Origin of the sequence: Cytobacillus sp. Hm23 (assembly GCF_051842895.1) — a bacterium.
Classification (GTDB): Bacteria; Bacillota; Bacilli; order Bacillales; family SM2101; genus Nanhaiella.
The window spans coordinates 126334-139435 of record NZ_JBPXRQ010000004.1 but is presented as its reverse complement, the minus strand read 5'-3'; the positions used below and the strand labels follow the sequence as shown (position 1 = coordinate 139435).

The window sequence follows — 13102 nt, the reverse complement described above, 5'->3', positions numbered from 1 at the left end:
TAATTACTTATTTAATGTATTTTGTTTTGTATAGAGCAATTACTTTTTATAGTAATTTAAAATGATCAATTTCTATCCTTCATATAGAATATAAGCAAAGTGTAATGACAATTATTGGTTAATAAAAAAATGAGACTTTTTACTAAAGTTGGCAGTCTAATTAGTACGATTGAAATTTCATTAAGGAAGTGAGAGTATGGCCATTGGTTTTAGAAATAAAAAATCAAATAAGGAGATGGAGGATAGATTTCTTTATTTGATTAACAACAACCAAGAAAAAATGTATAAAATTGCATATAGCTATGTCAAAAATAAAGATGATGCTTTAGATATCGTTCAAGAGACTGTTTATAAAGCTTATATTTCATATGATAAAGTCAAAAAAGAACAATATGAAAACACTTGGTTAACGAGAATCTTAATAAATGTATCTATTGATTTTATAAAAAAGAATAAAAGAGTCGTATCAATAGATACGAATTTTATTGAAAATTTAAGTGATGAAAGGAAAGACCTTGTTCACGAACAAATAGTTGTAAGAGAAGCTTTAGAAAAATTAAATGAAAAACAAAAAACCGTAATAATATTAAGGTATTTTGAAGATATGAAACTGGAGGAAATTGCTAAAATATTAAACTTACCAGTTAGTACGATAAAATCCACTCTTTATAGAGCTTTAAAAGAAATGAATATTAATTTAAAGGAGTAGAGGATATGGATAAAAAAATGTTGTCTGATTTACAAAAAGAATATCAAGAAATCCAAATTCCAACAGAGCTTAATCATATAGTGCAAATGGGTATAGAAAGAGGCAGAACAAAAAAGACAAAAAATAACACAAAGATAATCTTTAAAATTTGTGCTAGTTTTTCTGTAGCTTTAATATTATTTATCGCTGCTGTTAATGCATCACCAACGTTCGCAAATATATTAAAAGATATTCCTTATGCAGGAAAATTAGTTAAGATCCTTCAATTTAATAATGGTAAGTCCGGCGGTGGTTTTATTACTGATGGAACAGATATAAGTACAATAGATTCCTTTGAAACAGATGGGTATGAGAATATTTTTATAAACTTCTCACAAGGTGATGAATTACAGGAAAATGTAGGAGCTTTTAAAGTTAGGTATGATGAAAACCCATATACTATGACCTTTGAGATAGGTGGCGCTAGAAGATTTTCAGCTGCTGAAAACTTTGAAAAGATATTAAAAAATAAGTATGTGAAAGATATTTATACAATTATTACTTTAGATGATTCTACCATTAGATTTGTTATTGAATTTGAAAAGCCTGTTGAATATATAGTAGAAGAAAGAGAAGCCCCTGCAAGCATAGTAATAATGTTTAAAGAAGATAAAAACTTTGAGGAAAAGAAGACTTATTCATTAAGAACAGAGTCTTACCCTAATGGACCAACTATTGGTACCTTAGAAGAGGAGTTTTTCGTTAAAGATGAAACACGCATTCTTAAAGATGTGGATGGTCTGTTTTTTGTAGAAATCCAGTCGTTTGATTCTAAAGAAGAAGCAGAAAAGAAATTAGAAGCATTAACTAAATTAACAGATAAAGCGATACTTATTGAAGAAAAAATAGGTGGAACGGATTCACAAAGCTATCCAGTAGAAATAAATAATAAAAACTAAATAAAATAAGATTAAATGTGAAAGTTCATCTGACGAAAAATCAATACCGTAATTGTCTTAATAGATGTAAAGGGTACAAAAGTAATACGAAAATTGTTGACGTACGGTTAAATATATAAATTTGACTTTTACCTACTAAATTCTTAACAAGGATATATCATACATTATTAACCATGCAAGATTTCAGGGTATCTTAATCATAATGAAAGAGCGATTGTTACAGGGATGTGTGAATGCAAATTTTTGTAATAATAATCAACGGAAAGTCTTCTCATGTATTTTATTTCTTCAAACTTCATTTAAAGGTAAACTAACCTCTTCTTGTTTATATCTTAAGATGATAGAATCAATGTGATAATAGCAGCATAAGAAGAAGCTAGCCTAGGTTTTAGGCTAGCTTCTTAAATAGTCACTTATTAATAACGATAACTTTGTAATAATAGCTTAACAACAGGTGGAATTATTTAATCACAAACATTTACATAAACAAACTCTTGAGCAACAGGTTGACCGGTTTCTTTTAAAGTTACGAGAATTTGAAATCTATATTGCCCTTTTTCAGTAAATTTAATTTTAAATTCGCTACAAGAAACAACAGATAGAGTTGTTTCAAGTATTGCTACACCGTCGGTGAATGTTATTGGAACGAACATTCCTGGATCATTTGGTACGAAAATAAAAGACTCAAAATTATCTGCTTGATCCATATCTCCAACTGAAACAAAAACATCAATATCTGCACCATCTAGAGCTGGATCAGTATTAACAAAACAGACAGAGAATATCTCTTGTACATTTTCTATAACAGTATCAGCCAAAGTGTTAAAAATACAGACTGTCAAATCAACTACACCTCCTATTTGATTAGTTTGCTTTGCTTTTCATATTAGAAGAGCATTATATTTTATTCTATAAACTATAATTAAGCTTGGACTAATCATGTGATACAAAAGAGGATTTTTTAGGAGAATAAAACAACAATACTATATCCAATGATGACAAGGTTAGCATATTAAATTTAGAGTGAGTGATTTGGATATGATGATAGGAAATTGGGCGCTTACCTAATGAGTTCACGGGAAAATGAAATGAGTTTAACGTTAATTTCAAACAAGGATCGCTAAAATGCAGGAAAGAAAAACAACTATTGAATGGTTTTTAGTCAAGGCTGACACTGTATCGGGGATAGGATCAAAAACAAAAGAAACCCCTCCAAATTATTCATGAAAGGAGGAATAAATGAGGAGGGTAGGGTGAAAATGGTTGTAATTTATAGTATGCAATATATTGGTTGCAAGGATGTACTAATGTACTAAGTCATTTACATTAATTTTGTAAAAAAATACGATGACAGTCACAGTTAAAGCAAAAAAAATACGATGAAGTATCTATTTTACTCCACTAATATAAGTGAAAATTGCCATCATGAGTATGGACATTGAGATAATCAGCATGAAAATTAACTATACTTGTTAAATTAAAGGATGTTTTTTCTTATCCTGTTAAGTAACCAGTCATTTCTTTATTTACTATGTCCCATTGATCTTGGTTGATTGAATGTCCAGCATCTTTTTGTAGTTAAAATGATGGGCTTTAAAAAAGTCAATATAGGCAGGATGATAAGCAATGCTGTCTGAATCTCCAATTAGAAAAAGTGCTTTTTCTTTGAAGGTTGATAAGGCTTCCATTTCATACGAAGTAAATTTTCTTCTCTCTGGTTTACTGTATTTAAGAATATAAAGGAAATGTTTTAAGAGTTCGTTATTCATAGTATGAGTGTCTGATATGGGACTACCTAGTTTGCGAAGAAGCTTCAAAGCATTTTTTTCTGATGGCTTTAATACTTCAGGAAAGAAAACCATGACGCTTTTTATTCCTAATAATGTGTATTTTAGACCTAAGCCTTTAATAGGGATAAAGCTTGCCATGCAGATAATTTTATCTACCCGATGAGGATTTCTAATTTCATAAGAAAGTGCTAAATATACTCCATAAGATACTCCAGCCATATGTGCTTTACTAATGTTATACGTATCTAATATATCATCTATCCATGAATGGGGTTGAAAATTGTTGTAATATTCATCGTTAGGTTCACTCTTACCAGCGCCACCTAGAGTGTCTACTGCAATCACATAGAACTGTTGTGCTAATTCTTGAATATTGTAGATCCACATAATTGCAGAGTTATCGCCTGTGCCATGAAAAAGTATTAGAGGAGGGTTTTTCTTATTTCCTGTAACTATTACATGTGTTTTCCCAAACCTTGTGTCAATATCTTGCTCCTTAATATCAACACCCCATAATTTCAACAAGCGGTCATATGATTCGTAAAGTAATTGTTTGCCTTCTAAGCTTCTAAACCTACTTTTCATAATAAAAACCTCTTTTCTTGAAGAAATTTCAGGATAAACACTATTATTATAGTGTTTATCTAATTATACTATCATTTGAAAATATTAATAATAAAGGATTTTACAAATTAATGACAATAAAGGAAAAATTCTATCTACTGGCAAACAGATGTTATAGACAAAGGGAATCAATGTAGAAACCTAACGTCAAATGACCTTTACAACAAGTTTTTTTCTTAAATTGTGATGCTATAGCTCCTAAACTAGAAGGCAAAGATATCGTTTTATAGAAGAGAAGATGCCACGAAAACTAGTTAATTTAGCGTATAATTATTCGTAATAAAAACAGCCTTATTAATATAAAATAATCCCCTAACAAATTTGTTAGGGGATTCATAAAAGGAGAAAAAAACATACTTACATAGAATTATATTGGTCAGGTCATCAACCTTAGTAGTTGGTCATTGGTAAATGGTAAATTTGTAATTGGTCATTGGTAATTGGTTTACTATAGCCATTACAAGTTTGATTTAGAATTAACGAATAACAAAATTTCCCCTTTTATGCCCTGAAGTGGAGTCTCACCTCTTCAAGGATTAAAAATATTTTTCACTATCAAATGCTAACTCTATTTCATAGTTTTTGGCGTTTATCAAATTAGATAGCCTATTAGCTTGACGTTCAATATCGATTGATTTTAATCGATATTCCTCTGGGTTAAACATAGCTAATTTAACTATCATTACATTCTCCCCGTAGGAATAAGGGTATTCAACTTTTGAAGCTCCATACTTTTTATATGTACGTGCTTTTGCACGTAACTGGGTCGCGAGCTCTATAGCTTCGACAATAGTTAAAGCTTCATCATTAAAAACAATTTCATTTTGAATATTTGCTTGATACATGAGTTTATCTAGTAATCGTAAATCTTTTCTAACCTCGTCTAGTTCTCTTTCAACTGTAGCGAGTGTACGAGTTTGAGCAGGAACTTCACTACCTTTTTCAATTTCTACAAACGCTACACGCTCCATCTCATTTTCTAACTCTCGAACTCTATTAGAAAGAACACTTTTTAACTTAACAGCCTCTGCAAGTGAAATATTAGGCATGATGTTAAACCCCTTTAATTAAAATATTATTTGTAAATAATACTATATCATCTTTTTTTTAGCAAATGCTATTATCACATAAATTATTGTTTTTCGTATTAATAAATATATACGAAAACAACAGTCTCATTTAAATTCAAATAACTAATGCATAAAACAAATGAACAATATCCGATTTCTATAAAGTAAATGGATTGTGAGTGTAGATTTCCCTTCGCCCTTACACTGTTTGTGTTAACCTCCCACTCAACAATTGTTTAGGTGTTAAGCTGTTTGGTTTATGAAAGAACAAAGGCTCTCACATAGAGGAACTTTGTTGTAGTCATCATACGACAATCCTATATGATCTCTGACATTTGCAATAAGATTCCTCGGATTTTTTTACCTTTTTCTGTCAATCCATATTCAATATGTTGTGGGGCAGATTCTTTAATAACGTCTTTGAAGACAATTTCGTATTTCATCAGTTGTTTTAACGTCGTTGACAAGCTTTGTTTATTAGCATCAGGTAGCCGTCTCAGTAAATCGCTAAACCTATGATTTTTTTCAAGAGCCAATATTAAAAGTGGGGAATATCTACCGTCTATTGAAATAAGAATTTTTTCTAACTTGCTGAGCTGCGCACATGGTTTTTTCCTTGATAATGCCACAGTTTTAGCCCCCTTATATGGTCAAAAAAATTTGACTTATTTACTATGCAAACTTTTATATTTACAATTTACCGTAGAAGGATTAAAAAAACAAATCTTTCACGTAATAGAGAATTGGTACCCAGCTCTCTTTTGATGTATTCTAGTTCAATTGCATGCATGAACATTGTCTAAATATTACAGATGATCACTGTAGGAACTTGTTTAAGCAACATTGATGAAATCTTATACTTTATTACATTATTAATGAGAGGGGACTATAATATATGCAAAACTTTTCAGAAGCGTTAAATTTTCGCCATGCGACTCGTCACTTCCAATTAGATAAAATGATTCCTGAGAAAGATTTAAAGTTTGTCTTAAATAGTGCAATAAAAGCTCCATCTTCTTTAAATCTTGAGCATTGGGAGTACGTAGTTTTACAAGATAAAGATACAAAATCAAAACTTAAAGATGTATGTTATAGCCAACAGCAAGTTGAAGATGCTAGCGCAGTTGTTGTGATTTTAGCTAAAAAAGAAAAATTACTAGATCCTAACTCTCCGGAAGTAAATAAATTAATCCGTGAAAGGATTCCCGAAAATGGAATTCCAATTGCAGTCAATTTCTTGCAGTCGTTTCCTAATAGTGATGCATTTACAGCTTGGTCTAAATCCCAATGCTATATTACTGCAGCTTTCTTAATGATGGCGGCTGCCACACTAAAAATCGATTCATGTCCAATGGAAGGGTTTGTAAACGATGATGTTTTAAAATTACTAAACTACTCGTCAGAAGAATATGAAGCAGCTTTAGTAATTCCATTAGGATACCGAAGAGAACCGAGTACACCTACCAAGGTAAGAGCGGCTTTGGAAGATAAAGTTACATTTATTTAATACTCAATGGTTGATGGGTATACACAATTTAGCTTGATATTTTTCATTCAAATTGTTAACGAAGAGGTATTTGGAAAGTCAGTGAAAGCTGGCTTTCTCGTAACCTCTTTTGCCAATAAGACTTGAACAAATGAACAAATCTTTAAGTTTTAACTAATTATTCTACAATTTTCATAAATCCAACGAAGCAACCTCGCTCTTAGTATCGTTCAAGGTTATATGTATTTAGCTAAACAATTCTAAATTTCCTATAAAACCGTATTCAAATATTTTGTATACGTACGTGGAAGGGCAGTCAAAAAAGAAAACCCAATCATTCATTATGATTTACTAATGATATATTGGCAAAATATTATCACAAAAGGCTGATTTCGTATTAATTGTTGCTTTTCGTACTAAGAACCAAACATGTACTCAACTAGAGTTCGTGGCATTTTTTCTTCTGTACAACAATGACTAACCATGTAAAATCACTTTTTTTAGTACTAATTGGATAACAATAGTAACCAAGTTTACGAAAAGAGCATCACAAAAAAATAGTTGTTATTTATCGGTAAACTTATATCGTGCTTTTATTGTACAAAATACACGTTGAAAAAATAAATATATTAATAAGGCCTACAAAAATATATAGAAATTTGAAGAAAAATGCTAAAATCTCTCTCTAAATCGACTCTCAAGCCAAAATCATCTCTTTAATAACTTTGGTAGAATGATAATAACACCACCTTGCACTTTAGGAGGAAAATCACTGTAAAGTGCTCTTCCTATTTTTCGGAGTTTAGGTGGCTAAGGTATGAGAAGGGAGAGGAATAAAGATTAGAGATATAAAAAAGTACGAAAAAATGTCTGGAGAACTATTAAAAACCATTGGCTATGTAGATGGAGTTCTTGATAATAGGGCAAGCAAATCTATCGATGAAATAAGAAAAGCAGAATATCTTTTGGACAGAATTCATCAAGATTTATCGCTAATGCAATTATTTATTAATAGAAGAAAGAAGATCACTAATCGAAGTAGGATTGCTAAATGAGGTGAGATGGTTGTCAAAAAATATAGAAAAACTAAAACTTAAAAGCTCCGTAGTAAAGGATATAGCTATTGTTCTCATGCTTTTAGGTTCATTAAATTGGTAAAGCCTTGATTAGTATATTGACACAGGGTTTTACCTATTTTTATTTTAGCTTTACATTAACGTATTTGTTGCTCAATTTTCGTTTTAACTCTCCAATTTTTACTATAACCTCGATTCAAATTTCTCTCAAAATGGTATTACTCTTTAGTTTCGTAGAGAATCATTTCTTAATCTTAACTTGAAGAAAATGTAGAAATAAAGAAAAATCCTGCAGTGTGTTTCTAGATTAAATGAAGTGTAATCGACAGTCCTAAATTGTGCTAATTACTTACAGATTGTGATTAGATGGAAGAGCAAAAAATGTCCATCAATGAAGAATGGGATAAAAACGGTAAAAGTGGTGCTACAGGTCATGCCCATGATTAACTATAGTTTGTACAGTTATTGTCGAATATATATTTTTCGATCTCAGTCGAATAAATTAGCAGTAGTTAGTAGAAAGAGTCATATTGGTACTATTTACATAAATTTTTCTAAGAGTATTTAAGTTCAATATATGCATATTTAACTATTTTGAATATTATTTATTGTCTAATAATACAAAAAATTGTAGGATAAAAATCTAGCTTTGAATAATTCTTATATTCGATCCTAGGCATTGAATCAATGGCATTGGAGAGGAGAAGAATTTGAAAAGTGACAATTCTTAATAAGGAGTGAAACATATGAAGAGACAGATTTTGGCTTTAAGTTTGATACTTGCAATTGTTAGTATTTTTCCAATCAGTGTGCCAAATGCAACCGACAATTATCCAAATGATTTTAAACTGTTACAACATAACGTCTTTCTATTACCAACGTATATAACTAGCTGGGGACAAGCAGACCGTGCAAAAATGATCGGTGAAGCTGACTATATGAAAAATCAAGATGCAATTATTCTTAATGAATTATTTGATAATTCAGCGTCTGAGACTTTACTTTCAAAGCTTGAAGAAGAGTACCCTTTCCAAACTCCTGTATCTGGTCGAAGTAAGGATGGTTGGGATGAAACGTTAGGTTTTTATTCTAATTTTGTCCCTGAAGATGGTGGAGTTTCAATTGTTAGCAAGTGGCCGATAGTGGAGCAGATCCAATATGTTTATGAAATGGGGTGCGGTGCGGATTACTTTGCAAACAAAGGCTTTGTATATGCAAAAATTCAAAAAAATGATCACTTCTATCATATCATCGGAACGCATGCACAAGCAGATGATACAGGTTGTGGCGATGGTGAGGATGCATCTATCCGTCAAACACAATTTCAAGAAATTAGTAATTTCGTAAAAGAAAAAAATATTCCAATTGAGGAAGTTGTATTTTTTGGTGGTGATTTCAACGTTATAATGGAAAATGAGGATGAATACACAGAGATGCTAGAAACGTTAAATGTTGATCCACCAGGTGAATATACAGGTCATTCATCAACATGGGACCCTGAGACAAATAGTATTCTTGCATATGAATACCCTGATTTCGGCCCTCAACACTTAGACTATATTTTTGTAGAAAAAGATCATGCAAAACCATCTTTATGGGTAAATGAAGTGTTGAATGTAAAGTCCCCAGTATGGACAGCGGTTTTAAACGAATACAATGAGTACTCTGATCACTATCCTGTTGCAGGCTATTCGAGATAACATTTATGTGAATGGCACAATGAAACGATTAAAGCTTTTATAACCTTAAGTATTGTAATTACATTGTGACGACGTTGTGCAATCGAAGGGTCCACATAGATAGTTAATGCATCTTTTATAAAAACGTTAAGTACTTTATTTTACCCCCACCTTAAACTGATGGGGGTATTTGTTTTTAGTTGGTCAATGATGAAAAATGAAACTATAAACTAATGATTAAAGGTACAAAAATTATAACAACATATGAAAATCAATCAATATTTATACTTTAGGATTTTGAGGAATAACTTATTGTACAAATTAGGGGAGCTTTGAAATAACTATTAATTGATTAGCCTGTTTTCAAAATATTGTAGTTTCAATATATAATTAAAAGGGGATGTGGAATTTTACGTTAATATATAGGTGAAGAGGTTGTTTTAAAAAAAGTCAGATTATGCAAGAAAAGGAGGGTTCTTATGAAGGAAATTAATTCAAATATAATTCAACCTAGTATAAGAGAACTTTTATCCTACGCAACTTCGATAGAGAATGTAGATCGAGAATATGAATTATATTTCCTATCGCCAGTTAGAAGGTTGTATGGATATGACTTTGAAGATAATGTTATTGGTTGTATAGGAATAGAATTTCTAGGTTCAAAAAGTGGTGAAATAAAGCATATCGCTGTATCTACAAAACATAGGGGAGAAGGTATAGGTAGTAAAATGATTAGTTTTATCAGAGATAAGCATTCATTATCTGTTATATATGCTGAGACAGATAAAGATGCTGTTAATTTTTATAAAAATTATGGATTTAACATCATTAGTTTGGGGGAAAAGTACCCAGGTGTAGAGAGGTTTCAATGTATTTTAGAAAATAAATAGTCCTATTCCTCTTAAACTATTTGGCACCTTTCTCCAAGAAGAGAGTCTTCCCCTAGTAAAAAAAACATCTTGTTGAATACATCTTCAGGTCGATCATTAGTAAGCTAAGCAACTCATTAATGGGTTAGTATCAGCGTCGCGGTCATTTCCGGCAAAGTAAGCTGATACTTTTGTATTCAATAAAAAAGTATTCTATTCCTTGATTAATTCTTAACCCAAAGCAACATGTTATTAAAAACAAGTAGAAAAAGCGACTGCTTGTATTGGCAATCGCCTCATAAAAACAATATGAGGATGTCATAATTATGAGAACCCCATACCGAACAATTATTTACTATTTAACCATCGATAATAGTATTTTTTCCATTTCTTCTTTTAATAAAATATCTGCACTCATAGTAATTTCATATCCTTCTTCTGGAATAGTTATTCGCATTCCTTGAATATTGCTGTCATCATAAGTTGCAAACTCAAATTTAAAACCATTCAACGTATATGAGTCGATATGGTCATAATTCAATGACTCTAATTTACCTTTCTTGTTTTGATCTATTTTCTGTGTAGTAGTACTAAAACCAAGACCCCTTGAATCATCAAGATAATGAAATTCTACAATGGGGTCTATCCCTATATTCATTTCCTCTGTACTTGCTTCTACTGACTTCAATTCATGTCTTTTTGGTACATATGATGGTGGATTAATGGGGTAATCTACCATCCTTTGTGCTTCTTCTAATGTATGCGTTGTAAGTGCTGCTACTCTTTTTTCATACTTTTTAAGGCCTGTTCGTAATTCTTCTAACCTTTTTTCTTCTTCAATATTAGGGGTTTGCCTATTTTCTAGACCCATTTTATTTAGGATTTCTGCTTTCTCTTTAATCAATTTTTTGTAATCAGTAAATTCTGCTTCTGTAAGCTGTTCTTTCACTAATTCTAAGTGCCGTTCTATTTCTGGTAAGTTTTCACCCTCATTAGAAAATGGTTCAAGAAGTTCTTTAAGTTCTTCCTTTGAACCAAAAATTTGTCCGATTAATGTATCGGTAGCATCTGCAATATAAGAACCACCAAAAGTGAAACCCGCACCAATAACCATGATTGAAGCGACTGAACCAAGTATCCACTTTGGGTATCTTCTCTTTTTCTTTCCTTCTATTTTTGCTTGCTTAACCCCTAAAGCAACTCTGTTATTTAGTTCTTTTGGAATTTCAATCTTTTCCAATTCTTGTTTTATGTTATTCACAAATCTGAGCCTCCTTAAACTTTTTTCGAAGCTTATGTAATGCACGATAAAAGACTGATTTTGCTGTACCTAAAGGCATTTTCAATAAATCTGCAATTTCCTTTAATGAATAACCTTGGTAGAATTTTAAAATAATGATGCTTTTTTCATCTTCATTTAATTGATTGAGCAATTCTTCAAGGGTAACCGATAGGGAAACATCTCCATCTTCAGACCCCATGAACTTTTCATGCTCTGTTTCTAATTGAATTACTTTGTTATTTTTTCTAGTTAAGTCAATTGCACAATTTATAGTAATTTTAAGTAACCATGTTTTGAAGTATTTTGGATTTTTCAATGTATGTATCTTTTTAAATGATCGGTATGCTACCTCCTGAACTACATCTAATGCATCACTTTGATTTTTTACATAAACATATGCGATACGGTATTTATCTTCTTGGTAGTGTTCAAAAAGTGTTAGGAACGCTTGGTCATCCCTTTTTTGAGCTTTCTTTATTAAACGTATAATCGTTATTCATCCTCTCAATGTATGCCTTATATCTATTAGACAAATGAAAGCCTATTTTGGCTTAAAAAATTTTCACAAAATAAAAATTATCTTCCATTTAAGTTACAATTTGTTAATAGTTTCTTATTATACAAACCTACCATGTTAGTTCAATTGTAATCTTTACAATCTGTTCAAAAATTTTATTGAGCGTCAGCTTTCATTTTGATCCATTTTTCTGAAGGCCATAACAATTTGTAAGTTATTAGCATGATTTTGTAACCTCAATGGACATAATGGTTACTAGTGATCAATTATAATTATTGTTTTGTTGAAAAGGAAAATTATAGTATAGTAGTAAATGGATATTTTTCCAAATGCTAATTTATATTAGTAGAGGTTATCGAAAAGAAATTTTTTAAGAAAAGACAAATTACAGGGTTTTTATTTCTGATTGCATTTTTATTCCTTATTGCGATAGTTAAGCTTTCAACCGTGAAAGAAGTAAATATTAGAGCATTCGCAGGAGTTATTGCACCATTCTTGGTCGGAATTAATTTAAGTATCTTAGCTTGGCAGATTAATAAGAATGGAGAAAAAATCGTTAAATAAAGTGATCTGGAGTTTTCTAAGATGATAGAAACAAAAATTATAGTTAAGAGGTGGGATTGTTTAAAAAAATCTATCCATGTGCTTCTGTTTTGCCTTCTTATTTTTATAATTGGTGGATGTGAAGCAGATAATAAAACAGCAAATAATTTTGAACCAGAAATGAATGTTTTATACTTTGGTGAAGGTAAAAAGTGGTTTGCAACTTTTTCAGTAGCTAAAGTTAGAAATTCTTATTTTGAGTCGATTTATATACAATACATCCAAGATCGTAACCCATACGAAGATCAGTCGCCCACAGAAATTGAATATGTGTTAGACACTGGTTTAAGTAGTTTTAAGAGTAATTCACCTGTACCTTTAAAAGGTATAAAGAATTTTCATATAGCATTTGAAACAAGCTCTGAAGGGTACGATCTTACATTACCTGAAGAAGTTTCATTAGAAATAACTTGGGGAGAGAAAACGGAGACTGTTTTGTTAAAAAAATCCAATTAAAAA

The 13102-nt window shown here is 31.0% G+C and carries 13 protein-coding genes; 7 read left to right on the top strand and 6 right to left on the bottom strand.

Going from position 1 to position 13102, the window contains the following annotated elements; all coding sequences use genetic code 11:
- Positions 1 to 196: 196 nt before the first annotated feature.
- On the top strand, positions 197 to 709 hold the full coding sequence (locus ACSVDA_RS04200; protein WP_485881096.1) for a sigma-70 family RNA polymerase sigma factor: 513 nt from the start codon (positions 197 to 199) through the stop codon (positions 707 to 709).
- Between the two features lie 5 nt (positions 710 to 714).
- Complete coding sequence (locus ACSVDA_RS04195; RefSeq protein WP_485881094.1) at positions 715 to 1647, top strand: DUF4179 domain-containing protein; 933 nt, start codon at positions 715 to 717, stop codon at positions 1645 to 1647.
- Between the two features lie 464 nt (positions 1648 to 2111).
- On the opposite strand, the gene ACSVDA_RS04190 is transcribed toward ACSVDA_RS04195, so the two are convergent.
- From ACSVDA_RS04190 to ACSVDA_RS04175, 4 genes are all read right to left on the bottom strand, one after another.
- Entirely contained in the window at positions 2112 to 2489 is a 378-nt protein-coding gene (locus ACSVDA_RS04190) for a hypothetical protein (RefSeq protein ID WP_485881092.1), read from the bottom strand.
- A gap of 687 nt (positions 2490 to 3176) precedes the next feature.
- Positions 3177 to 4022, bottom strand: coding sequence for an alpha/beta fold hydrolase (locus ACSVDA_RS04185; protein ID WP_485881090.1), 846 nt, complete (start codon positions 4020 to 4022; stop codon positions 3177 to 3179).
- Positions 4023 to 4597: 575 nt separating this feature from the next.
- On the bottom strand, positions 4598 to 5110 hold the full coding sequence (locus ACSVDA_RS04180) for a hypothetical protein (protein ID WP_485881088.1): 513 nt from the start codon (positions 5108 to 5110) through the stop codon (positions 4598 to 4600).
- 338 nt (positions 5111 to 5448) lie between these two features.
- Positions 5449 to 5760: a winged helix-turn-helix transcriptional regulator gene (locus ACSVDA_RS04175; RefSeq protein ID WP_214483169.1), complete on the bottom strand. Its 312-nt coding sequence runs from the start codon at positions 5758 to 5760 to the stop codon at positions 5449 to 5451.
- 266 nt (positions 5761 to 6026) lie between these two features.
- On the opposite strand from ACSVDA_RS04175, the gene ACSVDA_RS04170 reads away from it, so the two are divergent.
- The 4 genes from ACSVDA_RS04170 to ACSVDA_RS04155 all read left to right on the top strand — a co-directional run bounded on the left by ACSVDA_RS04170 (position 6027) and on the right by ACSVDA_RS04155 (position 10262).
- Positions 6027 to 6638 carry an NAD(P)H-dependent oxidoreductase gene (locus ACSVDA_RS04170; RefSeq protein ID WP_485881086.1) on the top strand — a complete coding sequence of 204 codons (612 nt, stop codon included), beginning with the start codon at positions 6027 to 6029 and terminating at the stop codon, positions 6636 to 6638.
- Positions 6639 to 7483: 845 nt separating this feature from the next.
- Positions 7484 to 7672, top strand: a complete 189-nt coding sequence (locus tag ACSVDA_RS04165) for a hypothetical protein (protein ID WP_214483171.1) — start codon at positions 7484 to 7486, stop codon at positions 7670 to 7672.
- A 767-nt stretch (positions 7673 to 8439) separates the two neighbouring features.
- Positions 8440 to 9393: a sphingomyelin phosphodiesterase gene (sph, locus tag ACSVDA_RS04160; RefSeq protein ID WP_485881084.1), complete on the top strand. Its 954-nt coding sequence runs from the start codon at positions 8440 to 8442 to the stop codon at positions 9391 to 9393.
- Positions 9394 to 9851: 458 nt separating this feature from the next.
- Entirely contained in the window at positions 9852 to 10262 is a 411-nt protein-coding gene (locus ACSVDA_RS04155) for a GNAT family N-acetyltransferase (RefSeq protein ID WP_485881083.1), read from the top strand.
- Positions 10263 to 10596: 334 nt separating this feature from the next.
- Here the strand turns inward: ACSVDA_RS04155 and ACSVDA_RS04150 are convergent, their stop codons facing one another.
- Positions 10597 to 11502, bottom strand: coding sequence for a hypothetical protein (locus ACSVDA_RS04150; RefSeq protein ID WP_485881081.1), 906 nt, complete (start codon positions 11500 to 11502; stop codon positions 10597 to 10599).
- Positions 11495 to 12001, bottom strand: coding sequence for an RNA polymerase sigma factor (locus tag ACSVDA_RS04145; RefSeq protein ID WP_485881200.1), 507 nt, complete (start codon positions 11999 to 12001; stop codon positions 11495 to 11497). Before ACSVDA_RS04145 ends, ACSVDA_RS04150 begins: the two co-directional genes overlap by 8 nt.
- 624 nt (positions 12002 to 12625) lie before the next feature.
- Between ACSVDA_RS04145 and ACSVDA_RS04140 the strand changes: the two genes are divergently transcribed.
- Positions 12626 to 13099: a hypothetical protein gene (locus tag ACSVDA_RS04140; RefSeq protein WP_485881079.1), complete on the top strand. Its 474-nt coding sequence runs from the start codon at positions 12626 to 12628 to the stop codon at positions 13097 to 13099.
- Positions 13100 to 13102 lie beyond the last annotated feature (3 nt).

Bases quoted from the DNA above. Each gene is read 5' to 3' on its own strand.
- ACSVDA_RS04200 (WP_485881096.1), top strand. From the start codon at position 197: ATGGCCATTGGTTTTAGAAATAAAAAATCAAATAAGGAGATGGAGGAT.
- ACSVDA_RS04195 (WP_485881094.1), top strand. From the start codon at position 715: ATGGATAAAAAAATGTTGTCTGATTTACAAAAAGAATATCAAGAAATC.
- ACSVDA_RS04185 (WP_485881090.1), bottom strand. From the start codon at position 4,022: ATGAAAAGTAGGTTTAGAAGCTTAGAAGGCAAACAATTACTTTACGAA.
- ACSVDA_RS04180 (WP_485881088.1), bottom strand. From the start codon at position 5,110: ATGCCTAATATTTCACTTGCAGAGGCTGTTAAGTTAAAAAGTGTTCTT.
- ACSVDA_RS04170 (WP_485881086.1), top strand. From the start codon at position 6,027: ATGCAAAACTTTTCAGAAGCGTTAAATTTTCGCCATGCGACTCGTCAC.
- ACSVDA_RS04165 (WP_214483171.1), top strand. From the start codon at position 7,484: ATGTCTGGAGAACTATTAAAAACCATTGGCTATGTAGATGGAGTTCTT.
- sph (WP_485881084.1), top strand. From the start codon at position 8,440: ATGAAGAGACAGATTTTGGCTTTAAGTTTGATACTTGCAATTGTTAGT.
- ACSVDA_RS04155 (WP_485881083.1), top strand. From the start codon at position 9,852: ATGAAGGAAATTAATTCAAATATAATTCAACCTAGTATAAGAGAACTT.
- ACSVDA_RS04140 (WP_485881079.1), top strand. From the start codon at position 12,626: ATGATAGAAACAAAAATTATAGTTAAGAGGTGGGATTGTTTAAAAAAA.